This is a genomic window from Faecalibacterium sp. PGM34 (genome assembly GCF_054456555.1).
Genome location: NZ_CM136898.1, coordinates 99,048 through 125,532 on the forward strand (window position 1 = coordinate 99,048; position 26,485 = coordinate 125,532).

General features: G+C 59.3%; 21 protein-coding genes and 1 riboswitch. Of the genes, 4 read left to right on the forward strand and 17 right to left on the reverse strand.

The window, feature by feature from the left end:
* Window positions 1-105 precede the first annotated feature (105 nt).
* The 3 genes from ACXPUX_RS00490 to ACXPUX_RS00500 all read left to right on the forward strand — a co-directional run bounded on the left by ACXPUX_RS00490 (window position 106) and on the right by ACXPUX_RS00500 (window position 5,278).
* Window positions 106-417 carry a hypothetical protein gene (locus ACXPUX_RS00490; RefSeq protein ID WP_055185601.1) on the forward strand — a complete coding sequence of 104 codons (312 nt, stop codon included), beginning with the start codon at window positions 106-108 and terminating at the stop codon, window positions 415-417.
* Window positions 418-465: 48 nt separating this feature from the next.
* The gene (locus tag ACXPUX_RS00495) at window positions 466-3,219 is read left to right on the forward strand and encodes an insulinase family protein (RefSeq protein WP_458829201.1); all 2,754 of its coding nucleotides are present in this window, start codon (window positions 466-468) and stop codon (window positions 3,217-3,219) included.
* A 688-nt stretch (window positions 3,220-3,907) separates the two neighbouring features.
* Entirely contained in the window at window positions 3,908-5,278 is a 1,371-nt protein-coding gene (locus ACXPUX_RS00500) for an NCS2 family permease (protein WP_458829203.1), read from the forward strand.
* Window positions 5,279-5,365: 87 nt separating this feature from the next.
* Here ACXPUX_RS00500 and ACXPUX_RS00505 read toward each other — a convergent pair whose 3' ends face one another.
* The 16 genes from ACXPUX_RS00505 to ACXPUX_RS00580 form a co-directional block, all read right to left on the reverse strand.
* Window positions 5,366-6,631, reverse strand: a complete 1,266-nt coding sequence (locus ACXPUX_RS00505; protein ID WP_458829205.1) for an ABC transporter permease — start codon at window positions 6,629-6,631, stop codon at window positions 5,366-5,368.
* Window positions 6,547-8,631, reverse strand: coding sequence for an ABC transporter permease (locus ACXPUX_RS00510; protein ID WP_458829207.1), 2,085 nt, complete (start codon window positions 8,629-8,631; stop codon window positions 6,547-6,549). Before ACXPUX_RS00510 ends, ACXPUX_RS00505 begins: the two co-directional genes overlap by 85 nt.
* Before the next feature lie 5 nt (window positions 8,632-8,636).
* On the reverse strand, window positions 8,637-9,341 hold the full coding sequence (locus ACXPUX_RS00515; protein WP_458829209.1) for an ABC transporter ATP-binding protein: 705 nt from the start codon (window positions 9,339-9,341) through the stop codon (window positions 8,637-8,639).
* A gap of 864 nt (window positions 9,342-10,205) precedes the next feature.
* Entirely contained in the window at window positions 10,206-11,348 is a 1,143-nt protein-coding gene (locus ACXPUX_RS00520; RefSeq protein ID WP_458829211.1) for a ribose-phosphate pyrophosphokinase, read from the reverse strand.
* Window positions 11,349-11,900: 552 nt separating this feature from the next.
* Complete coding sequence (gene metK / locus ACXPUX_RS00525) at window positions 11,901-13,055, reverse strand: methionine adenosyltransferase (RefSeq protein ID WP_112090580.1); 1,155 nt, start codon at window positions 13,053-13,055, stop codon at window positions 11,901-11,903.
* Window positions 13,056-13,154: 99 nt separating this feature from the next.
* Window positions 13,155-13,253: riboswitch (SAM riboswitch) on the reverse strand.
* 82 nt (window positions 13,254-13,335) lie between these two features.
* Complete coding sequence (locus ACXPUX_RS00530; protein ID WP_458829214.1) at window positions 13,336-14,505, reverse strand: GGDEF domain-containing protein; 1,170 nt, start codon at window positions 14,503-14,505, stop codon at window positions 13,336-13,338.
* A gap of 218 nt (window positions 14,506-14,723) precedes the next feature.
* Window positions 14,724-15,389: a deoxyribose-phosphate aldolase gene (deoC, locus tag ACXPUX_RS00535; protein ID WP_005927144.1), complete on the reverse strand. Its 666-nt coding sequence runs from the start codon at window positions 15,387-15,389 to the stop codon at window positions 14,724-14,726.
* 18 nt (window positions 15,390-15,407) lie between these two features.
* On the reverse strand, window positions 15,408-15,542 hold the full coding sequence (locus ACXPUX_RS00540; protein ID WP_005944717.1) for a hypothetical protein: 135 nt from the start codon (window positions 15,540-15,542) through the stop codon (window positions 15,408-15,410).
* Between the two features lie 59 nt (window positions 15,543-15,601).
* Entirely contained in the window at window positions 15,602-16,183 is a 582-nt protein-coding gene (locus tag ACXPUX_RS00545) for a GtrA family protein (RefSeq protein WP_458829217.1), read from the reverse strand.
* A gap of 96 nt (window positions 16,184-16,279) precedes the next feature.
* Window positions 16,280-18,190, reverse strand: a complete 1,911-nt coding sequence (locus tag ACXPUX_RS00550) for a bifunctional 4-hydroxy-3-methylbut-2-enyl diphosphate reductase/30S ribosomal protein S1 (protein WP_458829219.1) — start codon at window positions 18,188-18,190, stop codon at window positions 16,280-16,282.
* 3 nt (window positions 18,191-18,193) lie between these two features.
* Complete coding sequence (locus ACXPUX_RS00555; RefSeq protein ID WP_458829221.1) at window positions 18,194-18,805, reverse strand: lysophospholipid acyltransferase family protein; 612 nt, start codon at window positions 18,803-18,805, stop codon at window positions 18,194-18,196.
* 24 nt (window positions 18,806-18,829) lie between these two features.
* The gene (gene cmk, locus ACXPUX_RS00560) at window positions 18,830-19,498 is read right to left on the reverse strand and encodes a (d)CMP kinase (RefSeq protein ID WP_458829223.1); all 669 of its coding nucleotides are present in this window, start codon (window positions 19,496-19,498) and stop codon (window positions 18,830-18,832) included.
* Window positions 19,499-19,551: 53 nt separating this feature from the next.
* The gene (locus ACXPUX_RS00565) at window positions 19,552-20,844 is read right to left on the reverse strand and encodes a BaiN/RdsA family NAD(P)/FAD-dependent oxidoreductase (protein ID WP_458829225.1); all 1,293 of its coding nucleotides are present in this window, start codon (window positions 20,842-20,844) and stop codon (window positions 19,552-19,554) included.
* Window positions 20,845-20,989: 145 nt separating this feature from the next.
* A complete protein-coding gene (locus ACXPUX_RS00570; protein WP_458829227.1) occupies window positions 20,990-21,754 on the reverse strand; it encodes a peptidoglycan DD-metalloendopeptidase family protein in 765 nt (254 codons plus the stop codon).
* Window positions 21,755-21,914: 160 nt separating this feature from the next.
* Window positions 21,915-23,060, reverse strand: coding sequence for a glycoside hydrolase family 88/105 protein (locus ACXPUX_RS00575; RefSeq protein WP_055186955.1), 1,146 nt, complete (start codon window positions 23,058-23,060; stop codon window positions 21,915-21,917).
* A 3-nt stretch (window positions 23,061-23,063) separates the two neighbouring features.
* Complete coding sequence (locus ACXPUX_RS00580; RefSeq protein WP_458829230.1) at window positions 23,064-24,620, reverse strand: glycoside hydrolase family 28 protein; 1,557 nt, start codon at window positions 24,618-24,620, stop codon at window positions 23,064-23,066.
* A 111-nt stretch (window positions 24,621-24,731) separates the two neighbouring features.
* Between ACXPUX_RS00580 and ACXPUX_RS00585 the strand changes: the two genes are divergently transcribed.
* Window positions 24,732-25,550 carry a helix-turn-helix domain-containing protein gene (locus tag ACXPUX_RS00585; RefSeq protein WP_458829232.1) on the forward strand — a complete coding sequence of 273 codons (819 nt, stop codon included), beginning with the start codon at window positions 24,732-24,734 and terminating at the stop codon, window positions 25,548-25,550.
* An 83-nt stretch (window positions 25,551-25,633) separates the two neighbouring features.
* Here the strand turns inward: ACXPUX_RS00585 and ACXPUX_RS00590 are convergent, their stop codons facing one another.
* Window positions 25,634-26,485 (reverse strand): carbohydrate ABC transporter permease, encoded by an 852-nt coding sequence (locus tag ACXPUX_RS00590; protein ID WP_430517145.1) that lies wholly within the window; start codon window positions 26,483-26,485, stop codon window positions 25,634-25,636.

Below are 26,485 nucleotides of genomic sequence, written 5' to 3' on the forward strand. Positions count from 1 at the left end.
CATCCCCCTTTGCATCCGCAGTCTTTGCACTGCGGGTGCTTTTTTTGTCCACATTTTTGTGGTATCATAAGGAAAAACATCTTATGCTTACAGGAGGGACTTTCCATGGCACAGCCCACCCCGGATACGCAGACCGAGCTTGAACGCCGCGAGGCCGCATTGGCCGCCCGCGAGGCAGAACTTGCCCGCCAGCAGGCTGAATTGCAGGCGCAGAAGGCCGATTTTGAGCAGGGCAAAAAGCGCCTGCTGGACAACGGCAACAAGGACTTTGTAAACCCCAAGGAAAAGCTTTACGATAAATTCCCGCTCACGGTGCACCAGATGGACATCATCATCGGCGTGCTGTTCGCCCTGATCGCTCTTTTCCTTGTGCTGGGTGTGACCCACACCAGCTTTTTCGGCCTGTTCGGCGGCTGAGCCGCAGGCGCATCCTCTGTGAAAAACATCCCGTAAAGGAGAATAAAAATGGCACACTATCCCGGTTATACCGTCCTGCGCACCGAGGACTGCCCCGAGCAGCACGGTACTTTGACCCTGCTCACCCATGACGTCAGCGGCGCAGCCGTGCTGCTGGTGGAAAACGAGGACGTCAACAAGGCCTTCGGCATCGGCTTCGGCACTTTTCCCTCCGATGACACCGGCGTGTTCCACATTCTGGAGCACTCCGTGCTGGCCGGCAGCGAAAAATACCCGGTCAGCTCCCCCTTCGTGCAGCTGCTCAAAAGCAGCATGGCGTCCTTCCTCAATGCAATGACCTTCCCGGATAAGACGGTCTACCCCTTTGCCACCCCCAACGAGACCGATTTCTGCAACCTGATGGATGTCTACCTGAACGCGGTGTTCTGCCCGCTGGCTATGGTGGATTCTGCCGTGTTCGAGCAGGAAGGCTGGCATCGGGATGCGGACGGCACGGTCAGCGGTGTGGTCTACAACGAGATGCAGGGCGCGCTGGCCTCCCCGGATGCTCAGCTGCAAAACGCCCTGCAACGGGCGATGTTCCCGGATACCGCCTACGGCTTTGTGTCCGGCGGTGACCCGGCGTCCATCCCCGCGCTGACCTACGAGAAATACCAGCGGGTGTACCGCCGCCATTACAGCGCCGACAACTGCTGCATCACCCTGTACGGCAAGATGGACATGGCCGACAAGCTGGCGCGGCTGGATCAGGATTACCTGTCCAAGATGCCCAAGGCCGCTGCCCGTCCCCGCCTGACCATGCAGGACGAGCAGCCCGGCGCATTCGTGGAGCTGCCCTACTACACCGACCAGCCCAAGCCGGACGAGGTGCAGTGCGCACTGGCATGGTACACCGGCGCATTTGCCGACCGGGAGCGGCAGCTGGGTGTGGAGATCCTGCTGGGTGCGCTTCTGAGCACCAACAGCTCCCCCCTCAAGGCCGCTCTGCTGGCCGAGCAGCTGGGTGCCGATATCGACATCGGCTTTGACGACAGCACCCTGCAGCCCACCTTGGAGCTGCTGCTGCGCGGTGCTACGGTGGATTCTGCCCGCAAGTTTGCCCCCGCCGTGCGCAAGGCCGTGGATGAGCTGCTGGAGGACGGCATCCCCCGCGAGCTGCTGCTGGCTGCTCTGAACGAGGCCGAGTTTGCCTCGCTGGAGCGCCCGGGCAGTCTGCCGGACGGCGTGCTGGACGCCATCAACGCCGCCACCGGCTGGCTGCACACCGGCGATGCCGCCCTGCTGCTGCATACCGACAAGCTCTTCGCCGCCCTGCGCAGCAAGCTGGAAGAGGGCTGGTTCGACACCCTGCTGCGGGAGCTGTTTGCCCCCGCCCCGGTGCAGGTGCTGCAGATCCCCACCGCACCCAAAGCGGAGGACACCGCTGCCCCGGTGCGCACCGATGGAAAGCTGGTGTTGGAGCACCCTCTCACCGCCGCCGACCTTGGCGCGGGCGATACCGCCCCGCAGGGCAGCGTCGAGCAGCTGGCAGGTGCCACCCTGCTGCGCCACCCCTCTGCCGGCAGCCTGTACCTGAATTTCTACTATGATCTGGGCACTGTTGCCCCGGAGGAGCTGCAATACCTGAACCTGCTCACCGATGTGCTGGACGAGCTGGATACCCCCGCCCATACCGCCCAGCAGCTGAACACCCTGCGCAGCACATGGCTGGGCGACAGCCGCGCCCAGCTGGACATCTGGACCGGGCGGCAGGAGGGCAGCCCCTGCCACGCAAAGCTTTCCCTCTGCCTGAGCCTGCTGGAGCGCAGCTTAGAAAAGGCGGTAGAGATCGGCGGCGAGTGGCTGTACGATACCGTCCTTACCGGCACTGCCGCCGAAGCCGCCTATGCCCGGGTGGTCAGCCAGCTGAAGCTGCGCATGGAGCAGCTGTTCATCCAGCAGGGCAACGAGTTCGCTTCCACCCGCGCCCGCGCCCATTATTATGTAGAGGGCGCTGCGGACGAAGCCTGCACCGGCGTGAGCTATTACCACTTCCTGTGCGGTCTGCTGGAAAAGGCCGACTGGGCGGAACTGGGCGCAAAGCTGGATGCGCTGCGCGCCCGGGTGCTGCAAAACGCCGCCCTGACCGTCAGCCTGCACGGCACCGAAGCCGCACTGGAAAAGCTGCGTGCCCTGCTGCCGGAAAGCCGCTTTGCCGCCGCCCGGCGCACCCCGGCGCAGCCCTATACCCAGCCCCTGACGCCCCCGGTGAACGAAGCCTTTATCATTGACGGCGGCGTGAACTACGATGTGCTGGCATGGCCCATGCCCCGGGACAGCCGCCGCCGGGTGCTGGCGCGGGTGATGAGCTACGAGTACCTGTGGCACACCATCCGGGAGGTGGGCGGCGCCTACGGCACCGGAATGCTCTGTGCCGACGGCATCGAGTTTTTGTACACCTACCGGGACCCCCACCTGCGAGAAAGCTACGACACCTTTGCAGCCGCCCCTGCCGCCCTTGCCGCCCGGGACTACACTGCCCGGGATCTGGACGAGTTCATCGTGGGCACCGCCGCCAAACTGGACACGCCCCGCAAGGCGCGTGCCGCTGCCCGGGAATTGGATCACCGGTATTTCTGCGGCATCACGGACGAGATGCGCGCCGCCGACCGCAAGGCGCTGTGCAGCGTGGACGCCGCCCTGCTCAAAGCACAGGCCGCAGCCCTGTCTGACGTGCTGTCCGGCGGCGTGCGGGTGGCCTTTGGCAGCAAGGACGCCGTGGAAGCCGCGAAGGATCTGTTCGACCGGGTAGAGACGCTGTAAGCGTTTGCGCTGCGGGCGGGACGATTTTAAATGGCCGTCGCGTGCGCTTTGGCCATAATCAGCGGAAAAATTATTTTTAATAGAGCAATGCCGGAGCGTCTGCGGACGCTCCGGCATTGCATTTTCACGGGAAGGGGTCGTAACGGCAAACGGCGGCTGCCGCGCCTGCTTCCTGCGGAAGCGGCGGTGCGGCGGGAAAGTTTTTGCTGCACTTGACACCTTTAGCACTAAGGGCAACGGCGTACGCCCTCTCAGTCAAAGCCTCTGGCTTTGCCAGCTCTCCCAAAGGGAGAGCCAAGAGCACTGCCGGAAGCTTTCTCATTGCACTCAATACTTTAGCATTGAGGTTAATGGCTTGGCTCCCCCTTTGAGGAAAGACTTCCCCCGCTCCGGGGGAAGATGTCACCGCAGGTGACAAAAGGGGGAATCTGGCGCGGGAGCGCATGAGAGGGCGAGCTTTTTTCCACAGACATTTTTCTGCACAAATTGCCTGCATTCCGTCCAAACTACCAAAAAAAGCCAGATTTTTTGTCGGATAAGTCATACTTATTTAAGAAAATTTGAACAAATTGCGAAATTTGTGTGTTTCCGGTGTGGACAAAAACGTTTTCAGCTGATAGAATGGGAGCTGTTCTTTCTCCGCCGTCCGCAACCGGCGGAGTGTTTTATTAGAAACAGGAGGTTTCTCATGTTAGAAAAGTTCTTTCACCTGAAAGAAAACCACACCGATGTAAAGACCGAGATCATGGCCGGTATCACCACCTTCATGACCATGGCTTACATCCTTGCCGTCAACCCCAACATCCTGTCCGCAGCGGGCATGGATTCCAAGGCAGTGCTGATCGCCACTGCGCTGGCATCCTTTATTGCCACCGCACTGATGGCTGTGCTGGCCAACTACCCCTTTGCACTGGCTCCCGGCATGGGCCTGAACGCCTACTTTGCCTACACGGTCGTGCTGACCATGGGTTACAGCTGGCAGCTGGCTCTGATGGCCGTCTTTGTTGAGGGCATCATCTTCATTGCACTGTCCCTGACCAATGTGCGCGAGGGCATCTTCAATGCCATTCCCATGACCCTGAAGAGCGCCGTCAGCGTGGGCATCGGCCTGTTCGTGGCCTTTGTCGGCCTGCAGAACGCCAAGCTGATCGTCAACAGCGATTCCACGCTGGTCACCTACCAGCACTTCAAGGGCGCAACCTTCCACAGCGTTGGCGTGGGCGCCATTCTGGCTCTGCTGGGCGTGGTCATCACCGCCATTCTGCTGGTCAAAAAGGTCAAGGGCGGCATCCTGTACGGCATCCTGATCACCTGGCTGCTGGGCATCGTGTGCGAGCTGACCGGCATCTACGTCCCCGATGTGGAAGCCGGCATGTACTCCGTGATCCCCACCGCCTTTGTCAGCTTCGACTTCTCCGCACTGGGCGAGACCTTTGGTCAGGTGTTCAAGACCGACTTCTCCGGTGTCGGCCTGCTGAACTTCTTCGCCGTGATGTTCTCCTTCCTGTTCGTGGACCTGTTCGACACGCTGGGCACTCTGATCGGCGTGGCCTCCAAGGCTGATATGCTGGACGAGGACGGCCGTCTGCCCCGCATCAAGGGCGCACTGATGGCAGACTCCATCGGCACCTGCGTGGGCGCTGTGCTGGGCACTTCCACCACCACCACCTTCGTGGAGAGCGCCTCCGGCGTTACCGAGGGTGGCCGCACCGGTCTGACCGCTATGACCACCGGCGTGCTGTTCCTGCTGGCTACCATCTTCAGCCCGCTGTTCCTCACCATCCCCAGCTTTGCTACCGCTCCGGCTCTGATCATCGTGGGCTTCTACATGATGGGCTCTGCCGTCAAGATCGACTTCAATGATCCCAGCGAGGGCATCCCCGCCTTCCTGACTATTCTGGCTATGCCCACCGCTTACAGCATCTCCGAGGGTATCGCCATCGGCATCATCTCCTGGACCATCATCAATGTGATCACCGGCAAGGCCAAGGAGAAGAAGATCAGCCCGCTGATGTATGTACTCACCGTGCTGTTCATCCTCAAGTATGTGTTCCTCTAATTCCCTGCGCGTCTAAAAAGCCAAGCACCCCCTGCGGTCTGCCCGTACAGACCGCAGGGGGTGCTTTTTTATGGTTTTACTTTGTAATTACTCCGGGGCCTTCATGCTTTCCACCATGCTGATGCGCCGGACGTGCCGCCGCATCACAAAACAGACCGCCACGGTAAACACCATGGTCAGTGCCACCGCCAACAGGTAGCTGCGGGGAGCGATAGTGCGGATGAACATGAGCTGATCCATCTCCACGGTCAGCACGATGAACTTGTGCAGCGGCACACCCAGCGCCAGGCCCACGCCGGAGCCGATGAGCGCCAGCAGCTCGATCTCGCGGAAGATGTAGCGGTACACCTCCTGATCGTAGAAGCCCAGCACCTTGATGGTCGCCAGCTCCTTTTTGCGCTCCCCAAGGTTGACGCTGATCAGGTTATACAGCACCACTGCCGCCAGCGCCGCCGCGCAGATGATGATCAGCACCACCACATAGCCCAGACTGACGATGAGATTATCGAACAGCTCGGTGGTGTCCTCGGTAAAGCTGATGCTGCTGACGTAGTTGCAGTCCAGCAGGTCAGTGCGCAGGGCGTTGTAACCGGCAGCATCGGTGCAGGTGGTCTGCCCGTAGACCGTGTTCCACGGGATCTCTGCCGTGCCCAGCAGGCTTTCCAGCTGTGCGCGGGGGAGGTACAACCGGGTGAACATATAGTTTTCCGTGATGCCGGTCAGGGTCAGCTCCACCCGGGCACCCTCGGTGTTTTCCACCCAGAAGGTATCGCCGGTGTGCAGGCCCAGGTTCTCGGCGGTCTTTTCGGTCAGGATGGCGCTGCCGCTGTCAAAGCTGATGGCCTTGTGCCCCTTGCGGGTGCGGAAGGTGACGTACCGGGTCAGGTCGCTGTCCTTGGCGGCGGCCACGATGCTCACGCTTGCGCTCTCGCCTTCGGCATTGTAGATGGTGGTGGATTTGGTATACACCGCGCTCCAGTTCTGCACGGCGCTGTTGCTGTCCAGCTCCTCTGCCAGCCCCTGCTCCATGGTCAGGGCTTTGGGGTCGCTGAGGGTGATGGACATATCGTTGTGGGTCAGCTCGGTAGACTGCTTCGTGACGATGGGCAGCAGCGAGTCCTGAATGCCAAAGCCGATGAGCAGCAGCGCGGTGCAGCCCGCCACGCCCAGCACGGTCATGAAGAACCGCTTTTTATACCGGAACAGGTTGCGGGCTGTGGTCTTTTGGGAGAAGGACATCCGCTGCCACAGCGGGGTGATGCGCTCCATCAGGATGCGCTTGCCCGCCACGGGGCCAGGGGCAGCAGCAAAGCTGCGGTCTTTTCGGCCAGACTGGAACGGCAGGCGTACCATGTGGCAAAGCCGATGACGGCAGCGCTGATGCCCACGCTGGCAGCTGCCATGCCCGGGTAGAAGTGCAGGGTGAAGGTGGGCAGGGTGAACACCAGCTGATAGGCGTTCCAGATAATGATGGGGAATACCACAAAGCCCACCACCATGCCGACGATGCTGCCCAGAATAGTGGCAAGCAGCGCGTAAAACAAATACTTGCCCGCGATGCTGAAATTGGAGTAGCCCAGCGCCTTTAAGGTGCCCATCTGCAGGCGGTTCTCGTCCACCATGCGGGTCATGGTGGTGGTAGCCACCAGCGCCGCCACAAGGAAGAAGAACACCGGGAACACCCGGGCAATGGCGTCCATGCGGTCGGCGTACTGGGCAAAGGTGACGCAGCTCATGGTGGAGGTGCGGTCCAGCACATACCACTCGCCTTTTTTGATCTGGCTCACCTGCTCCTCGGCGTCATTCAGCTGGGCAAGGCCGTCTGCCAGTTTCTGCTCTGCCTCAGCTTTCTGGCTCTCGTACTCAGTGCGGGAGGCTTCCAGCTGGGTCTGCCCGGCGTTATACTCTGCCCAGCCCTCTTCCAGCTGCTTTTGTGCGGCATCGAACTGGGTGTAGGCGCTGGCGGTGCCGGTGGTCAGCTGCAATTGCCCCTGCAAAAGCTGCAATTTCATCTTGCGCAGCGCAGCCTTGGCTTCGGTCACCAGCTGGTCGTTGGAGAGGTTCGGCGAGGAGATCAGCCCCTGCTGGTACATCTGCCGCTTGCCCGCGTCCAGCTGCTGCTGATAGCCTTGCAGCTGGTTATAGATGTTGTCGTAAGCGGCCTGCGCCTTGGCCAGCGCATCCCGCAGTTCAATGTAATCCTCGTCCTCCGGCTCGGCCTCGTCCAGCGCCTTTTCGGCGTTGCGCAGGGCGGCTTCCGCGTAGCTCAGCAAGGGGTCTGCCACCTTTTTCAGGTTGACCAACAGCTCCATCTGCTGCAGCTGCTCCTCAAATTCCAGAACCTGCGCTTCGCTGCTCACCAGCTTGTCCGCACCGCTCTGCATGGTGTCCGGCAGGGCGGCTTTCTGGGCGGCAAGCTCTTTTTCACCGGCTTCCAGCTGCGCCTTGGCGGCTTCCAGCTGCTGCTGCGCGTCTGCCAGCTTTGCCTCGGCTTCGGCGAACTGACGTTCGGCTTCGGCCTTCTGGCTGTCGTACTCCGCGCGCGCTTCGGTCAGCTTGTCGTTGGCGGTGTCCATCAGCTCTTCCCGCCGGGCGGTACACTGCACGCCCTGAATGGCCTTGAGGTTTTCGGCTACGGCATCCACTGCGGCCTGATATTCATCGGAATAATTATCATACAGCCCGGCGTTTTTCGCTTTGATATAGCACACCGTATAATAATCTGCGGTCAAAGTGCCCTCCGGCACAAACAGGATGTAGTCCAGCTGACCATCGCCCACGGTGCTGCTCTCGGAATCGGAGGAAAAATGCAGCGGGTCCTGCACCGTGCCCACCACCGTGAACACCTGCCCGCTGACCCCCTCGGTCTCCTCGGGCAGGGTCAGCTGGGTGCCCAGCTCCACCGGGCTGCCGTGGCCCATCACATGCACCACGCACTCCCCGGCAGCTTCCGGCATCCGGCCGGACAGCAGCACCGGGCGGTTCATATTCTCCGGCGTATCGGCCTGCGGGTCGGCAGGCAGCTGATACAGCCGCGCCACCGTGGTCTGCTCGTCCCCTGTCCAGTGGCCTTCCACATCCTGATACTTCACCGCCTGCACGGCATCCACACCGTCCACAGCGGCAATGGCGTCGATATCGCTCTGACTCAGGCCAAGGGTGGACAGCACCCGCAGGTCGAACACATTCTGCTGCACATAGTACTTCTGGGCAGCGGAGCGCATATCGGGGGCAATGCACATCAGGCCGGTGAGCATCATCACCCCCAGCGCCACGATGCCAAACAGGGACACCACCCGGCTGATGCTGCTTTTCATCTCGCGCAGGATATTTTTGCGGTAACTTTTCTGCACAGTACTCACCACTCGATCTGTTCCACCGGCACCGGGTGCTCGTTGACCCGATTGGACACGATGCGGCCGCTGCGCACCTGAATGATGCGGTCGGCCATACCGGTCAGTGCCGTGTTGTGGGTAATAACAATGACGGTGCGTCCGGTCTTGCGGCAGGTATCCTGCAAAAGACCCAGCACCTGCTTGCCGGTGCGGTAGTCCAGCGCACCAGTGGGCTCGTCGCAGAGCAGCAGCTTGGGGTTTTTGGCCAGTGCGCGGGCAATGGACACCCGCTGCTGCTCGCCGCCGGAAAGCTGCGCCGGGAAGTTGTTCAGCCGCTCGCCCAGACCCACGCTGCGCAAGGTCTCGGTGGGGTCCAGCGGGTCGCGGCAGATCTCGCTGGCCAGCTCCACGTTTTCCAGCGCGGTCAGGTTCTGCACCAAGTTGTAGAACTGGAACACAAAGCCCACGTCATACCGGCGGTAGGTGGTCAGCTCCCGGGCGGAAAAGCGGCTCACGTTGCGGCCGTCCAGCCAGACGTTGCCCTCGTCGCAGTTGTCCATGCCGCCCAGAATGTTCAGCAGGGTGGTCTTGCCCGCGCCGGAGGGCCCCACAATGATGCAGAACTCGCCCTTGTCCACATAGAAATTCAGGTGGTCTGCGGCAGCGATCTTCACACTGCCGGTCTGGTAATATTTACAGACATCTTCAAACTCCACAAAATGCTCCATGGCGTTTTTCCTTTCTGTCAGAATGCAAAGTATTTCAACTTAAATATAGCATAAACCCACCGGGTTTTGCAAAGCCCCCGGCACGAATTTTCAAAAACTTAACAGACAACGCCATAAAATGTAAAAGGGCGGTGACAGACCGCTGCCCCATGCGCCGCAGGGCTTCTGAATGTTCAAAACCCCTTTATATAACTCTATTACTACTATGGACTTTTGAACAACTAGAACTTTTCAACGTATCTATGCTTATTCCTAGTTGTTCAAGATGAACAACTAGGGCAAAAAACACCGTTTTTGTTCGGTTAGCGTTTCTAGTTGTTCAAAACCCCCTCTGCTTTTTGAACAACTAGAGATATAACGTATATCCGTTATTTATTTTCTCGCAAGGCTGAAAAGCCGCCGAAAGCTGCGCTTTTCTGCGCACTATTTTTTAGTTGTTCAAAACCCCCTGTGTATCATAGGGGACTTTTGAACACTCAGCCCCTGCCGGGAGGCGGGACGATTTTGAATGTGCTCCGCTGCGCTCTGCACATATCCAGCGGAATGATTATTTTTATTTCGCGTTTGTCGCGCTCTGCGGAGCGCTCCAAACGCTATTTTCACAGGAGGGGTCGCTGCCGGAAGCGGCAGGTGCAAACCTTACCGTCCTCGCCCTCTCCGTCTTTGCTCCGCAAATCCACCTCTCCCAAAGGGAGAGGCCTTGGCATGGCGGTACAGTTCCCGGCTCAAGTGCAAAGTGCCCGTTCGCGCCAGAGGCTTCCTCCCAGAGAGAACTGGCAAAGCCTACGGCTTTGCCTGAGGGAGTTAAATCGTCCCACGCAAAAAGCCCCCGCACACAGGGTGCAGGGGCTTTGGAAAGCGATCTTACTTGCGGTTTGCCAGCAGGTTCTCGATCTTCTTCAGGGGGTCGATGATGCTGGAAACGGACATATCGTGGTTCAGAGCCACCACAAAGTATGCAGCGTACTTGGAAACGTCCACGTCCACATACCAGTCGCGGGTCAGCAGCTCGGGCATACGGTAGGTCAGGTTGGTGCCCACAACGTAGGTCAGGGTGCCGTCTGCCACAGCCTTGTCGAACTTCTCCAGACCACTGGTGAACAGGGGGAAGGTGGCGTTGGCGATGATGTTGGCAGCGCCGCGCTCCTTCAGATTGCTGGCGACCTCCAGCATGCTCTCGCCGGAAGCAATGATATCGTCTGCGATAAAGACGGTCTTGCCCTCCACGCTCTCGCCCAGATACTCATGGGCAACGATGGGGTTGCGGCCGTTCACCACGCGGGTGTAATCGCGGCGCTTGTAGAACATACCCAGGTTGCAGCCCAGCACGCTGGAGAAGTACATATTGCGGTTCATCGCGCCCTCGTCCGGGCTGACCACGGTGAACTTCTCCTTGTCGAAGGACAGGGTGGGGTCCTTCTTCAGCAGGCTCTTGAGCACCTGATAGGTGGGCATGGCGTTATCAAAGCTCATCAGGGGCACTGCGTTCTGCACGCGGGGGTCGTGTGCGTCAAAGGTGATGATGTTGCGCACGCCCATGGTCTGCAGCTCCTGCAGCGCCACAGCGCAGTCCAGGCTCTCGCGCACCACGCGGCGGTGCTGACGGCCGCCGTACAGGCTGGGCATGATGACGGAAACGCGGTGTGCCTTACCGGCCACAGCCTGGATCAGACGCTTCAGGTTTGCAAAGTGATCGTCCGGGGACATGTGGTTCTCGTAGTTGAACAGCTTGTAGGTGACGCTGTAATTGCCCGGGTCCACCACGATAAAGATATCATCGCCGCGGACAGACTCCTTGACCAGACCCTTGGCGTCGCCGCTCTGGAAGCGGGGGCAGTCGCAAGGAATAATGAAGGTGTCTTTTTCAATTCCGGCAGCCTTTGCCCAACGGACAAGGTGCTTGTCGATCAGGCCGGTCAGCTCCTCGGCACCGGGGCAGGCGATCAGCCGCATATCCGCCACACTGGGCTGCTCAAAGAAGGACTTCGGGGAAATTTCAATAGACATAGTCACATAACTCCTTATTGCTGTTTACGATCCGTATCATGCACACAAGTGCTCATATCTGGTTTTATTTTATCACATTTTGTCGATTGTTCCATATCAATTTGTTTCATGTGCGGATTTTCTGCGCCTTGCACAGCTGTTTTTCCTTTTCCTTCAAGAGAATGTGAGTTTCTTACAAAAACCCGACAAAATCTTTACCGTTTCGCAAAGTTTATCTGATTTTTGAGGAAAAGCAGTACTTTTCCTCGTTGATATTCTTATCCCCATAGTCCCCCTAAAAACAGGAACGGGGAACGGCATCAAAACTGTTCCCCATCGATTGGTATTTGGCAGGCGTAGCATTCTCCTGCATCTCTCAGAACCGAAGTTCCTGTCGTTACCGGCGGCGTGTGGTCGCTACGAATTTTACCACCTCAAATACCTCTCTTATCCTATGTACAGTATAGCATATTTCAGCACCGTTTGCACTGATTTATATACAAAAAGCTCCTCACCGTTCACATTCCGGTGAGGAGCCTTCTTCACTTACCTTCCATCAGGGTAAAACGCTTTTTACAGGGCAGCCACGGCAGCCTTCAAAGCATCCACGCGGTCGGTATTCTCCCACTTCACGCCCAGATCCTCGCGGCCCATGTGGCCGTAGGCAGCCAGCTGGCGGTAGATGGGCTTGCGCAGATCCAGCTCACGGATGATGGCGGCGGGGGTCAGGTCAAACACCTTCTCCACAGCCTGCTCGATCTTCTCGTCTGCCACGGTGCCGGTGCCGAAGGTATCCACCATGATGGACACAGGCTTTGCCACGCCGATGGCGTAGGCCACCTGCACCTCGCACTGCTTTGCCAGACCCGCAGCCACGATGTTCTTGGCCACCCAGCGGGTAGCGTAGGCTGCGCTGCGGTCCACCTTGCTGGGGTCCTTGCCGGAGAAGGCACCGCCGCCGTGGCGTGCATAGCCGCCGTAGGTGTCCACGATGATCTTACGGCCGGTCAGGCCGGTATCGCCCTGCGGGCCGCCCACAACAAAGCGGCCGGTGGGGTTGATGTAGTACTTGGTGTTCTCGTCCAGCAGCTCGGCGGGGATGGTGGCCTTGATGACCTTTTCCATCACATCTGCGCGCAGCTGCTCCATACTCACGCTCTCGCTGTGCTGGCTGGAGATGACCACGGCGTCCACGCGCACGGGCTTGTTGTTCTCGTCGTACTCCACGGTCACCTGACTCTTGCCATCCGGGCGCAGGTAATCCATTTCGCCGCTCTTGCGCACTTCGGTCAGGCGCTTTGCCAGCTTGTGGGCAAGGCTGATGGGCATGGGCATCAGCTCGGGGGTCTCGTCGCAGGCATAACCGAACATCATGCCCTGATCGCCTGCACCGCCCACCTGATCGTTGGTGCCCAGTGCAATGTCGGGGCTCTGGCCGTCAATGTTGGAGATGACGGCGCAGGTGTCGGCGTCAAAGCCGAACTTTGCGCGGGTGTAGCCGATATCTGCCACCACCTCGCGGACGACCTTCTGGAAGTCCACATAGCAGCTGGTGGTGATCTCGCCCATAATGTGCACAAGGCCGGTGGATGCGCAGGTCTCGCAGGCCACGCGGGCATCGGGGTCGTGGGTCAGGATCTCGTCCAGAATTGCATCAGAGATCTGGTCGCAGATCTTGTCGGGATGTCCCTCGGTGACGGACTCTGAAGTAAACAGGTGTCTAGCCATTTTTTGCCTCCTAAATGTTGCAGTTGCGTGTATTTACCATTCCATCAAGTTTGTTCTGAAAAATAAAAGCGCCCAGAGCCGAAAGCTCTGAGCGTTGCACTCTTATCTTCCGGTTTCCCGCAGGATTTGGCACCTTACGCTCTCGCGCAGGTTGTCGGGCTTCACAGGGCCTGTCCCCTCAGCCGCTCTTGATAAGTCGGTATTCAATTGGTACGTCCCATATTCTATCATTGCAGCGTCAGATTGTCAAGATAAGTCGCACTTATTTTAGACATTCCTTTTAAATTGATGGAGTATTTCCCTGCTCCGGTGCGGCATGGCCGTCCCGGGCGGCGTGGAAAGCGCGCTTTTCCGCGTACATCCGCCGATCCAGCTCCACCAGAAACTTTTCCACACTGCCGCCCTCGTACTTTGCCACACCGGTGGAGAAGGACAGCTGAAAGCTGCCCGCCGGGGCGGTGGCGTTATAGTGCTGCACCCGCTGCTCAATGGCGGCGCAGGTCTTATCCAGCAGTTCTTCCGAGCCGTGCCGGATCAGCACCATGAACTCATCGCCGCTCATGCGGATGGCCACCGAGTTTGCCGCCAGCGCCCCGGACAGGATATGCCCGATCTCTTGGATTGCCCGGTCGCCCTCGGCATGACCGTAGGTGTCGTTGATCTCCTTGAAGCAGTTCACGTCCATCATGATGCCGTAAACGTCCTTCTCCTGTGTGGCGTGGATGCGGTCCAGACAGTAGTTCATGTACTTGCGCCCAAACAGACCGGACAGCTCGTCGGTATAGCCGCGCAGGCTGCGGGTCTGGCTGTCCACGAACACAAAGGCGATGGCCACCGACAGCCAGCCAAAGGCCATACCGTAGAACACGCCCTGCAGCACCGTGCCCACCGCACAGGTGACCACGAAGTAGTACACCGGGAAAAACTCCACCGTAACGCCATCGCGCCTTGCCTTATGCACCTGCCACACGCTCTCGGCATAATAGCCGAACAGCAGCAGATACAGCAAAATGTTCAGCGGACCGCGGCGGTAGACGTTGTCCGCGGAGATGGTAAAGATCCACCCCGTGCCAAAAAGGTTTGCCACCAGCAGCACCAAAAGCGCCAGCAGCGGCGCGCCCAGCAGCAGATGCCTTCTGCGCAGGCGTCCGGTGCTGCGGTAGACCCGGAAGTCCACATACAAGCACCACGCATAGCCCACGCACACGGTAGCGCCGGTGCAGATGGTGTTGGTCAGGTACAGCCAGAAGCGGCTTGCCGCGCCGGGCGCGCCGTCCAGCAGAAAGCTGATCGTCTCTGTTGCCTGTGCCAGCAGCGTCACCACCAGCATCCGGCAGAACAGCTCTGTTCCCACGCTGTTTTTACTCTCGCCGCGCACCCGCAGTAAAAGCAGAAAGCTTACCAGCACCGCCCCTGTGCCATTGGCTACAAGGATCTCGGGTATATTCATTGCATTTCCTCCTCTGCCCGCCTCACCCCATAAAGCGTGCAGCTCCTATTTTATACAGTACCTATTTGTATTATACACCCTGCCGCGCCCTGCTTGCAAGGCTTGGGCGCAAAAAAGGCCGCTGCACGGCAATTTGTGCAGCAGCCTTTGGGAAATCATCCTTTGCAGCTCAGCCTAGCCGCAGGCTTGGCTGACAATGCCCTTTCTACGCAGAAAGCTTAGTAGCCCTTTGCCTGCTCGCCGTTCAGGATCTTGACAGCGCGGGAGGTGCCCAGACGGTCAGCGCCCAGTGCAAGGAAAGTCTCCATATCCTCCACGGTGGAAATGCCGCCGGCAGCCTTGACCTTGCAGCGGCCATGCACGCCCTTGACCATCAGCTCCACATCGTGGAAGTTTGCACCTGCGGTAGAGAAGCCGGTGCTGGTCTTGATGTAGTCGGCACCGGCCTCGCAGACGATGTCGCACATCTTTTCCTTTTCTTCCTCGGTCAGCAGGCAGGTCTCGATGATGACCTTCAAAATCTTATCACCCACAGCCTGCTTCACGGCACGGATGTCCTCGCGGACAGCATCGTACTCCTTGTTCTTCAGACGGCCGATGTTGATGACCATATCCACCTCGGCTGCACCGTTGGCGATGGCAGTCTTGGCTTCAAAGGCCTTGCTGGCGGTATCCATTGCGCCCAGAGGGAAGCCCACCACGCAGCACACGGGGATGCGGCCTGCCATATACTCCACAGCCTGCTTGACGTAGCAGGTGTTGATGCAGACGGATGCGGTGTGGTTTGCAATGGCTTCGTCACACAGCTGCTGGATCTGGGGCCAGGTGGCCTCCGGCTTCAGCAGGGTATGATCGACATGGGACAGGATCTCTTCGCGGTTCATGCTTGTTCCTCCGTTATTTTACTTGCTGGCACGGCGCACCTTTGCCATGCCCACAGCGCTCAGTGCGATCGCAGTCGCCGATACCGTTGCACCAATGATGCCCAGCACCAGACCAGAGACCAGGAATGCGAACCCTTTCAGACCACGTTTCATAATACCGTACCTCCTAAATTATATTGGATATTTTCTCCGCCTGCGGCGGAGAAAGTATCTCACTTGCGATTTTTAAAGATGATCAGCTTGCTGAACACATAGTTCAGCACCACGACCACCACGTTGGAGAATACCTTGACGCACAGACCCCACAGCTCCTGCGCTGTAATGAGGGTCGTGACAAAGATCGCCGTAGGGCCATCTGCGCCGCCAATGATGGCAATGCCCGCTGCCGATGCTGCTGCCGAAGCAGCCGCGCCGGTATAGCTTACCCCGAATGGGATAAAATGTCCGATCAGACCGTCCATCAGCGCTGCACCCTGCGCGGCCAGCAGGTTGCCGCCCACGATCATGATAGCGGCATCCAGCACCATGGTGCCCAGACGGCAGGTGACAAAGGTGCCGAACTCTTTGGCCATCGCTTTGCCGGTGGTCTTGCTGCGGAACACGAACGCGCGGTTGGTGCAGTAGGCAAACAGGATGCACAAGGCATTATCCAGCACATTGCCCCAGCTGTTGGCGGCGGTATAGCCGAACAGCCGGCTGAACAGCGCGTACAGCACAATATTCAGCAGGGTGGTCAGCACGCCAAAGATCAGGTAACTGAGCACTTCCCAGTGCTTTTTGAAGAATTTCATCATGGCTTTGTTAACAAAAACAGCCCCGCCGCCGTTTTCCCGGCAACGGGGCTGCAGATCGCATTGCGTCAGAAGCTATGCTTTTGCACGAAGGGCTGATTACTCAGCGTCGTCGTTCAGCAGAGCCTTCATAGACAGGCTGATGCGCTTCTTGTCGAAGTCAACATCCAGCAGCTTCACATCGACCATATCGCCGACCTTCAGTGCGTCGGAGACCTTCTCAACGCGGTCATTGCTGATCTCGCTGATGTGGACCAGACCGTCAACACCCGGCAGGATGCGGACGAATGCACCAAACTTGGTCAGAGAAACGACCGGAGCATGGAAGGTGCTGCCGATGGGGTAGTTGTTCTTCAGCTGCTCCCAGGGGTTGTCCTCGGACTTCTTGTAGCCCAGAGAGACCTTGTGGTTCTCGGTGTCGATGTCCTTGACATACACTTCGATGGTGTCACCAACGGAGACGACCTCGGAGGGGTGCTTGATGCGGTTCCAGCTCAGCTCGCTGATGTGGCACAGGCCGTCAACACCACCGATGTCAACGAATGCACCGTAAGAGGTCAGGCTCTTGACAACGCCGGTGTAGCTCTTGCCCACCTCAACGTTTGCCCAGAACTCCTCGCGCTTTGCCTTGTTCTGCTCAGCGGTCACCTTGTTGATGCTGCCCACGATCTTGCGGCCAGAGCACTCGGTGACGACCAGCTGAACATGCTGACCGACCAGAGCAGTGTAGTCCTCGTCGCGGCGCATAGTGGCCTGAGAACGGGGAACGAACACCTTGACGCCCTTGACGTTAACAACAACGCCGCCCTTATTGAACTCGGTAACATCGCCCTCGACGACTTCACCGGATTCTGCTGCCTTGGCGATCTCTTCCATGCCCTTGCGAGATGCGAGCTTCTTGCGGGAGAGCTGGATGACGCCATCCTGGTCCATAACCTTCTCGACGATGAGGTCCAGCTCATCGCCAACCTTCACCAGGTCTTCGACCTTGGCGGAGGAATCATCGGTCAGCTCGCTCAGCTTGACAAAGCCGGTCTGCTTCGCACCGATATCCACCTGGATCTCGTTGGCAGAGATGCTGGTCACGATTCCTTTCACAATACTGCCTGCATGAACTCGCTTTTCTTCGGATGCGTTCAGCATCTCCTCAAAGCTCATGTTGTCATTGATTTCTGCGCTCATACTGTTAAGTACCTCCTCAATAATAGACGATGGCGTTGAAGCCCCGGCTGTCACGCCCGCCACTTTAACATCTGCAAACCATTCCGGCCGAAGTTCGCTCGCTGTTTCGACCGTTACGGCACGCGTGTGTTTTGCGGCGACCTGTACCAGCTTTTGGGTATTGGAAGAATGATGACCGCCAATGACAACAACAATGTCGCATTTTTGGCTGAGGTCTTCCGCTTCCTGTTGCCTCGCCCACGTCGCATTACATATTGTATCAAAAATTCGGGCGTTTGTATAGGCTTTTTTGAGAAACTCCGAACTTTCTTTCCATTTTGTCACCTGAAATGTGGTCTGTGCAACTGCAAAAAGGGGTTTTTGGGGGTCAGAAGGGCCTTTCCACGCCTTTAACTCGGCTAAATCGGCAAAAACGAACACCTCGCCCCGGGTGTGTCCTACGATACCCTGCACCTCCGGGTGGGTCTTATCCCCCGCCACCAGCAGCACCGCGCCCTCTTTTTCAGCCTGCGCGGCAATGCGCTGGATCTTCTGCACAAAGGGGCAGGTAGCGTCATGGTACGGGATGCCGCGCGTGGCCAGCTCATCGTAAACGCTGCGGGGCACCCCGTGGCTGCGGATGACTACCTCACACCCGGCAGGCACATCCTGCACGGTGTCTACCACCTGTGCACCCTTGCGCCGCATATCCTCCACCGCCTGCGGGTTGTGGATCAGCGGGCCCAGCGTTGCCACTTTATACCCCTCGGCCAGCAGGCCGTAGGTCAGTTCCACGGCGCGGTTCACGCCAAAGCAGAACCCTGCCGTTTTTGCCAAACGGATCTCCATCTCTTACGCCCCCATCTTTTCCCATGCTTCCAGCAGCGCCTGCTTGTTGGCGCGGAGCTTTTTGGTGTCCCGGCGGCCCTCCATGGCAAACTGTGCTGCGGGCATCGGCTCGCCGTAGAGCACCCGCACCTTGCAGAACAGGTGCATTCTTCCGTCCGGGGTGTCGTACAGGATGCGGCAGGGCACAACGTCCACCCCCGCCTCGGCGGCAATGACGAACAGGCCGCTCTTGGGGGGCAGAAGCTTGCCCTCCTTTTCGCGGGTGCCCTCCGGGAAGATGAGCAGGGTCTTGCCCTGCTTACAGGCCTCCACCGTCTGGGAGATGACCGCCATTTCGTCCTTGGTGCCGCGGACGCACACGCCGCCGCAGCAGCGGAAGAACCATGTCAGAAAGGCGTTGATCTCGAACAGCTCCTTTTTGGCAAACACCACCATCCGCCTGCCCCACCGGGTGACAACGATGAACACCGGGTCGATGGCCGACACATGGGTGGGCGCAAGGATATAACCCTTCGTCTGCACCTTTTTCAGGTTTTCACGCCCCTCCACCCGGATGCGGAAACCGATGTGCCACACAAGCCACGCAAGGGGCATCAGAATATAATATAGTACCATTTTTCTATTCCTGTCCTGTTTGTTTTATCCGCCGATCTTTTTGGCAATGATCTGCTTCATGGCGTCAAGGCTCTGCTCAAAATCCAGTTCCGAGGTATCCAGCAGCACGGCGTCCTCTGCCTGCTTCAGCGGAGCGGCGGCGCGGTGGGTGTCCTGATAGTCCCGCTGCTTCACATCTGCCAGCACCTCCTCGTAGGGGGTGTCGATGCCCTTGGCCTGATACTCCTTCCAGCGGCGGGTGGCGCGTGCCTCCGGGCTGGCGGTCAGGAAAATTTTTACCGTAGCGTCCGGCAGCACCACCGTGCCGATATCCCGGCCGTCCATCAGCACATCCTGCTTTTTGGCCATGCTGCGCTGCAAGTCCAGCAGAAATGCCCGCACGGCAGGGTTTGCACCCACGGCAGAGGCTGCCATACCCGCCTGTTCGGTGCGGATGGCGGTGCTCACATCCTCGTCCTTTAAGTAGATGTGCTGCTCGCCCGCAATGGAGGCCAGCCGCAGCTCGATCTCCGGCAGCAGGGCGTCCACCGCCGCGTTGTCCTTGGGGTCCTTGCCCGCGCGCAGGGCGTACAGGCCGATGGCGCGGTACATTGCACCGGTGTCCACATAGATATAGCCCAGCTCTGCCGCCAGACGGCGTGCCAAAGTGGATTTGCCTGCACCTGCAGGCCCATCAATTGCAACAGATACCATGATATGTTCTCCTTATTTATATATAGTACACAGGAAATTGACTGCACTGTTTTTTACAGGTTATTCGCAAAGCTCTGTGCGGTGCAGAAAGCGATCTGCAGATTGTAGCCGCCGGTGTAGGCGTCCACGTCCAGCACCTCGCCCGCAAAGTACAGCCCCAACGCCTTTTTGCTCTGCATGGTCTTGGGGTCCACCTCCCGCACTGATACGCCGCCGCTGGTGATCACTGCGTGGGCAAGGTCGCCCCGGGCGTCAATGGACACCTGCCAGTGCTTGACCAGCTGCACCAGCTCCCGCTTCTGCTCCCGGGTGATCTGGTTTGCCTTGGTGGCGGGGTCAATGCCCCAGCGCGCCACCATGACCGGCTGCATACTGGAGGGCAGCAGCTTGACCAGCGCCCCCTGCGCCGCGTGGTTTGCCAGCAGGGCAAAGTCCCGGGTGATGCGGTCGTACAGCTGCTCCTCGCTCAGGGCGGGCTTCAGGTCGATCTCCGCGATGTACCTGTGCTTTTTCATGTCCCCCAGATGGCTGGACGCGCTCAGGGTCAGCGGCACGCTGATGCCAAAGTGGGTGAACAGCATCTCGCCCTGCTCGTCAAAGATGGCCTTGCCATCCTCCAGCAGGGTCAGGGTGACGTTTTTCAGCGCCAGACCCATCATCTTTTTGCAGTCCGGGTCCCGGCTGACAAGGCTGACCAGACTGGGCACCGGCTCCACAAGGGTGTGCCCCGCCTGCTGCGCCAGCCGGTAGCCGTCGCCGGTAGAGCCGGTGGTGGGGTAGCTCACGCCGCCGGTAGCCACCAGCACCGCATCTGCCCGGTATTCCCGGCCAGAGGTGCCCCGCACGCCCACGCAGCGCAGCGCCGGGCCAGCCTTTTTCTTTTTGGGGTGACGCGGGTTTTCCGGTGCTGCCGGAGCGGGCTCTGCCTCGGGCACGATGTCCTCCAGCAGCAGCTTCTTTGCGCCATCATAGACGATGTCGGCATCCTGCGCATAGCGCAGCAATGCCTGCCGGATCTCCTCGGCCTTATCCGATACCGGGAACACCCGGCGGCCGCGCTCCACCTTCAGCTCCACACCCAAAGCTTCGAACAGCTCCATGGTCTTTGCCGGGGGAAACGCCCCCAGCGAGGAGTACAAAAAGCGCGGGTTCGTGCGCACATGGCGCAAAAACTCCTCTGCCGGGCAGTCGTTGGTCACGTTGCAGCGTCCCTTGCCGGTGACAAGGATCTTCTGCCCGGGCTTCTCGGTATGCTCCAGCACCGTCACCTGATGTCCCTGCCGCACGGCGGCACCCGCCGCCATCAGTCCGGCCGCCCCGGCTCCGACGATCAAAACCCTTGCCATCTGTCATCCTCCCAAAATCGCCTGTTGATTCTATTGTATCATACCAGAAACCCCGCGCAAAAGCAATGCAGCGCCGCAGGAAATGAATGGATTTTGCGTACACAGCAAAAAAGGAGCCGCTATTGCAGCCCCTTTTATGGTTTGCTTACTCCGGCAGCTTTGCCGGGTCGAGATAGCTTTCGCCCTGCTTTACCTCCACATGGATGTGGCTCTCCTCGGCGCACTCGCAGCCGACAGTGCCCACCGTGCCCAGCTTCTGCCCGGCGGCTACGGTGTCCCCGGCCTTTACGGCAGGGTTCGCCACACCGCACAGCCGCCAACTGCGGCCAGCGGCATCTTCCAGCACCACCACGGTGCCCCAGTTGCCCTCTGCCCCGGCAGAGACCACCTTGCCCGCCACGGGTGCTGCTACCGCAGCGCCCTGCGTGCAGGCATAGTCCACGCCGTTGTGGGTGCGCCAGTCGCCCAGCGTTTTGTTATACACCAGCTCATCGCCGCTGAAGGCGTTGAGCACGCGCCCCGGCATAGAGGGCGCGGCGGCAGGCTGCGCCGAACTGCTGGCAGGCGAGGATGCGCCTTGCAGTGCCGAGGGTTCGCGCAGCGAACCAGAGCCAGACTGCGCACCAGAGGACGCCCCAGAGGGCGTCTGCTGCGGCACATCTGCCTTGCTGTTTGCAACGTCGGTCACGGGCTGCTGCCATGTGGTATCCTCCTGTGCGTCCCAGTCCGGTTCTGTTTCCGGAGTGGTCTGTTGGGTGGTGCCGGGGGCGTTTAGTCCATCCAGACTTTTTTGCAGTTCTGCCCGCAGGGCGCGCACCGCCCACACCCCCGCCGCAGCCGCAGCCAGCAGGCTTGCGGTCAGCAGCAGGGCAAAGCCCTTGCCGTGCAGAAATTTTTTGATCTGCTCCATGCTTGTTACTCCCATCTGTCCGTTTTGTGTACGGGGTCTTTTTCTGGGCTTAGTGTGGGACAGCGGCGGGCAGTTTATGCAAGGGGACAAAAAAGACACGCAAAAAGGCTGAGCAGCCTCTTTTTTGCAGCTGCTCAGCCCTGCTGTGTCCCGTTTTGGGTTACTTCCGTGCGATCATTTCGGTATAGGCCAGCACCAGCGGGCCTACGCCCTTGGCGTCATTGCAGACCACCGGCTCGCTGAAGTAGTAGGCCAGAGAGCCGTCACGGTGATCCTTGCCGCCCAGACCTGCCACAAGGCAGATGCCGTCCAGCTGCAAGCTGCCGTCCGGGTTCTTGGACAGGTACCGGTCGCAGGTGCCGTAGAAAGCCTTCTCCGCCCATGCAGCCATGCGTTTGGGCAGATAGCCCAGACGCACGCCCTTGAGCACGGCATAGGCAAACAGGGCAGTGCCGCTGGTCTCCAGATAGTTGCCCTCGGCCTCCGGGTGGTCGATGACCTGCCAGAACATCCCGGTCTGCTCGTCCTGGAACTTGTGCATATCCTCCACAGTCTGCTTGAGCATGGCCATGATGCCGCGGTACTCGTTGTACAGCTGCTCGTCCATGCGCTCCAGCACGTCCACCATTGCCACAAGGAACCAGCCCATGGCGCGTAGCCAGAAGTTGGGGCTGCACCCGGTCTCGGGGTCTGCCCAGTACATCTGGCGGCTCTCATCGTAGCCGTGGTAGTACAGGCCGGTCTTTTCGTCCCGCATGTGCTTTTTGATGTTCATGAACTGCTTGTAGCTGTCGATGCAGCCCTGCATCTTGTTGAAGCGGGTCTCGTACTCCATGTAGAAGGGCTGTGCCATATAGGTGCCGTCCAGCCATACCTGCCACGGATAGATGTCCTTGTGCCAGAAGTTGCCCTCCTTGGTGCGGGGCTGGGTAAGCAGCTGGCTGCGGATGGTATCAATGGCCTTGCGGTACTTCTCGTCCCCGTAGATGTCGTACAGGATGAACAGGTTCTTGCCCTGATTCACGTTGTCCAGATTATACTCCTTGGGGTCGTAGGTCTTGATGGAGCCGTCCGGCTGCACAAAGTAGTCGATAAACTCCTTGGAGAACTCCAGATACTTCTCGTCGCCGGTAGTCTTGTACAGGCTCAGGCAGGCGGTGATCATGCAGCCGTCGATGTAGTTCCACTTATTGGGCTTGCCGCTGCGCACCTTCTCGATGTTCCACATCGGTGCCTCGGCGCTGGAATTGGCGATCAGGTAGTCCACATAGTCGCCCAGCATGGACAGGATCTCTTCATGGGTCATGGGTCAGTCCTCCTCAAAATGTCCTACGTTGGCAAAATGCAGGCGCTCGCCCTCGTAGCCCTCGATCTTCACGTTGTGCAGGTCGATCTCCTTGACGTTCTCGGCATAGATGGCCAGCTTTTTCACCAGGGGACGGTTGTCGGCCATGGCAGCCTGTCCCTCCTTGGCGTTGGGGTCGAAGGTGATGCTTACATCCCGCATGGTCACCCGCTCGATGGGCTGCTCCGGCAGGCCGTCGAAGTAGCAGCCCGCGAACTGGGCATCGGTAGCCACGATGTTCTCCATGGTCAGGCTGCCCAGCTTGGGGGTGTACTCGTCCACCGGCAGCGGCTCGCGGCACTGCACATAGGGGCCGTGGCCGTCCGGGTCGCAGAAGTAGAACATATTGATGACGAAGGGCGCTTTGACGCCCCGCATCTCCACGTTGCGGAACACCAGCCCGTCAATAACGGCGGTGTTGCCGCGGCCGCGGCGGGTCTTGACGCGCAGACCGCGGTCAGTGTGGTCCATCAGGCACTGGGTCACTACCATGTCCTTGACGCCGCCGCTCATCTCGCTGCCGATGACGATACCGCCGTGGCCCTTGTCCAGCAGGCAGTTGCGGATAACAGTGTGCTCGCAGCTGCGCTTCAGCTTCATGCCCAGAAAGACCTTGCTGGCCTTCATGGCGATGCAATCGTCGCCCACATGGATGTTCATGCCGATGATGCGGATATGCTCGCAGCTCTCGGGGTCGATGCCGTCCGTGTTGGGGGCGTTGTAGGGGTTGTTGATGTTGAAGTTGAGCAGGTCGAGGTGCTTGACGAAGATGGGGTGGATGGTCCACGAATAGCTGTTCTGCACCGTGATGCCGTGCAGACAGACGTTCTCGCTGTCCACCGCAGCCACGGCGCGGGGACGCCATGCGATGCGCTTGACCTTGGGGTTCACCCACCAGTCGCCGTTTTCGGCGTCGCAGTCCAGCGTGCCCTCACCGGTCACCACCACGTCATGCACCTGCGTGATGTTCAAAAGCCCTGCAAAGCTGTCCAGCGGGTTGCCCTCCCAGCCGGTCAGGTAGTACTCGTCCACCTCGTTCTCGCTGGGCAGCACGCCGGGCAGGATGGGGTAATGGGTGCGGTCGTTGTCGCCCAGCAGCACAGCGCCCTTTTCCAGATACAGGGTGGTGTTGCTCTTCATGAACAGGCTGGCGGTGCGGTAACGGCCAGCGGGCACATACACCGTGCCGCCCTTGGGGCAGGTGGACAGTGCCGCCTGCAGCCGCACGGTGTTGTCGGTCTCGCCGTCAGCCACCAGACCGTAGCGAGAAGCATCCACAAAGAAGGTCTCGGCCTCGGTGGTGAACTCCAGCTTCAGGGTCTCGCCCTCGGCCTGCACCTCCACCGTATAGGTGGTGCCGGGCAGAAGGGAGAACAGGGAGAACACGTTAGTGTTGCAGGCCTCGTATACCGTTTTGCCATTCAAGGCAACCGTAAAGGGGTGTGCCGGACGGTAGCATAGCTCGTTTTCCAGCTCGAAAACGGCGCTGCGGGTCATGGAACGGATCAGGGTCAGATTCATGCGAAATAACCTCCTGTGAGTTTGTCTTGCCCCCACGGGGCAGACGTGGTATCATGAGGAAAAGCGCTCTCCCGGTGACCGGGAGGGTCGTTTTCGGAAAGGATGCGCAAAATGAAAGCGGAACGGGAAAAGATCCATGCAAAGGTAAAGGCAGACACCGTGCGGCTGACCGGCAGCAAGCTGGAGCTGACGGCAGACGAGGAGACGTGCACCTTTCTGCTGGTAAGCGAGGGCAGCTGCACCCTGCAAATGGGGGAAACCAGCCTGCTGGTGAACCCCGGCAGCGCGCTGCTGCTGGGTGCGGGGGATGCCGTGCTCTCCGCCGCCGGGGCAGCCGTACCGGAGCTGGTGGGCTGCCGCTTTCCGCTCAGCGCCCTGCACGAGCTGCGCAGCGCCGCCCAGCGGGATTTTGTCCGGCTGTTTTTGCCCGGGGAGGTAACGGTGCTGTACGGCCCGGTGCTATGGACCCGCCGCCTGCGTACCCTGCTGGAGATGATGTGCTCTGCCATGCCGGAGCAGGATTACCCCGGCTGGCTGTACCTGCTGCTCATCCTGCACTATGTTGAGCAGGAATGCCTTGCCGAGAGCAGCGCCGCAGCGCGCCCCCGCAACGAGACCATTGAGCAGGTGTGTGCCTACCTTGCCGCCAACTACCGGCAAAAGTTTTCTCTTACCGAGGTGGCGGCAAAGTTCTACCTCTCCCCCTACTATCTCAGCCGCCTGTTCCGGCGGGTGACCGGGCAGTCCATCGTGGATTACCTGAACAACCGCCGCATCGAGGCCGCGCAGAAGCTGCTGGAGACCACCGAGCTTTCCATCAGCGCGATTGCCGAGCAGACCGGCTTCGCCAGCGCCGCCCACTTCCGCCGCGTGTTCCGCGAGGTAATGGACATCAGCCCCCTGCAGTACCGCAAAAAGCAGAGAAAATGATGTATCTACCAAAACACCCCCTGTGCCATCCGTTGGGAGCAGCACAGGGGGTGTTGGTCTTGGTCAGATGTTCTTATGGCGCATTAGCCCTTGACGGCACCTGCGGAGATACCTTCAACGAACTGATCCTGTGCACAGAAGAATACGATCAGCTGCGGCAGGATGGAGATGAGGGACAGAGCAAGGATCTTGTTCCATGCAAAGCCGGTATCACCATCCATGGACAGCTTGACGAACAGGGACATGGGGTACTTGCCGGGGGTGCTGACGTAAAGCAGCGGGCCCATAAAGTCGTTGCAGCTCCACATGAACTGGAACAGTGCGCAGGATACCAGAGCGGGTCCCAGCATGGGCACGATGACCTTGTACAGGGTCTGGAAGGAGGAACAGCCGTCAATGGCGGCAGCCTCGTCCAGATCACGCGGGACGTTGCGCATGAACTGCACCAGCTGATACACGAAGTAGGTCTCGGTAGCAAATGCGCAGTGTACCCAGATGGCCAGATAGAAGGGGCTGTCCACCCAGCCGAACTTGTTGTACAGCAGGTACTGCGGCACGTTCAGCACGACCTGCGGCAGGAACAGGGTGGCCAGCATGATGTTGAACAGCAGCTTGCGGCCGGGGAAGTCGAAACGGCCAAAGCCGTAAGCGGCAATACAGGCAGACACCACAGTGCAGATCACCTTGGGGATGACGTAGCTGTAAGTGTTGAGCATAGCCTGCAGGATGTTGATGGAGCCGCCGAAGTTGTTCAGGGCGTTGCGGTAGCCATCCAGCGTAGGCTTTTTGATCCACAGGCTGATGCCTGCAAAGATCTCGCTGTTATCCTTGAAGGTAGCGCTGATCATCCACAGCAGAGGATAGATCATGATGACACCAACCAGGATCAGCACGAAGTACTTAAAGAAGGTTGCGATCTTATTCGATGCTTTCAT

Bases quoted from the DNA above. Each gene is read 5' to 3' on its own strand.
- ACXPUX_RS00555 (WP_458829221.1), bottom strand. From the start codon at position 18,805: ATGGTACTATATTATATTCTGATGCCCCTTGCGTGGCTTGTGTGGCAC.
- ACXPUX_RS00580 (WP_458829230.1), bottom strand. From the start codon at position 24,620: ATGAATCTGACCCTGATCCGTTCCATGACCCGCAGCGCCGTTTTCGAG.
- ACXPUX_RS00575 (WP_055186955.1), bottom strand. From the start codon at position 23,060: ATGACCCATGAAGAGATCCTGTCCATGCTGGGCGACTATGTGGACTAC.
- metK (WP_112090580.1), bottom strand. From the start codon at position 13,055: ATGGCTAGACACCTGTTTACTTCAGAGTCCGTCACCGAGGGACATCCC.
- ACXPUX_RS00540 (WP_005944717.1), bottom strand. From the start codon at position 15,542: ATGAAACGTGGTCTGAAAGGGTTCGCATTCCTGGTCTCTGGTCTGGTG.
- ACXPUX_RS00565 (WP_458829225.1), bottom strand. From the start codon at position 20,844: ATGGCAAGGGTTTTGATCGTCGGAGCCGGGGCGGCCGGACTGATGGCG.
- cmk (WP_458829223.1), bottom strand. From the start codon at position 19,498: ATGGTATCTGTTGCAATTGATGGGCCTGCAGGTGCAGGCAAATCCACT.
- ACXPUX_RS00550 (WP_458829219.1), bottom strand. From the start codon at position 18,190: ATGGAGATCCGTTTGGCAAAAACGGCAGGGTTCTGCTTTGGCGTGAAC.
- ACXPUX_RS00530 (WP_458829214.1), bottom strand. From the start codon at position 14,505: ATGAATATACCCGAGATCCTTGTAGCCAATGGCACAGGGGCGGTGCTG.
- ACXPUX_RS00495 (WP_458829201.1), top strand. From the start codon at position 466: ATGGCACACTATCCCGGTTATACCGTCCTGCGCACCGAGGACTGCCCC.
- ACXPUX_RS00515 (WP_458829209.1), bottom strand. From the start codon at position 9,341: ATGGAGCATTTTGTGGAGTTTGAAGATGTCTGTAAATATTACCAGACC.
- ACXPUX_RS00590 (WP_430517145.1), bottom strand. From the start codon at position 26,485: ATGAAAGCATCGAATAAGATCGCAACCTTCTTTAAGTACTTCGTGCTG.
- ACXPUX_RS00520 (WP_458829211.1), bottom strand. From the start codon at position 11,348: ATGTCTATTGAAATTTCCCCGAAGTCCTTCTTTGAGCAGCCCAGTGTG.
- ACXPUX_RS00545 (WP_458829217.1), bottom strand. From the start codon at position 16,183: ATGATGAAATTCTTCAAAAAGCACTGGGAAGTGCTCAGTTACCTGATC.
- deoC (WP_005927144.1), bottom strand. From the start codon at position 15,389: ATGAACCGCGAAGAGATCCTGTCCCATGTCGATCATACCCTGCTGAAG.
- ACXPUX_RS00585 (WP_458829232.1), top strand. From the start codon at position 24,732: ATGAAAGCGGAACGGGAAAAGATCCATGCAAAGGTAAAGGCAGACACC.
- ACXPUX_RS00500 (WP_458829203.1), top strand. From the start codon at position 3,908: ATGTTAGAAAAGTTCTTTCACCTGAAAGAAAACCACACCGATGTAAAG.
- ACXPUX_RS00490 (WP_055185601.1), top strand. From the start codon at position 106: ATGGCACAGCCCACCCCGGATACGCAGACCGAGCTTGAACGCCGCGAG.
- ACXPUX_RS00505 (WP_458829205.1), bottom strand. From the start codon at position 6,631: ATGGTACGCCTGCCGTTCCAGTCTGGCCGAAAAGACCGCAGCTTTGCT.
- ACXPUX_RS00570 (WP_458829227.1), bottom strand. From the start codon at position 21,754: ATGGAGCAGATCAAAAAATTTCTGCACGGCAAGGGCTTTGCCCTGCTG.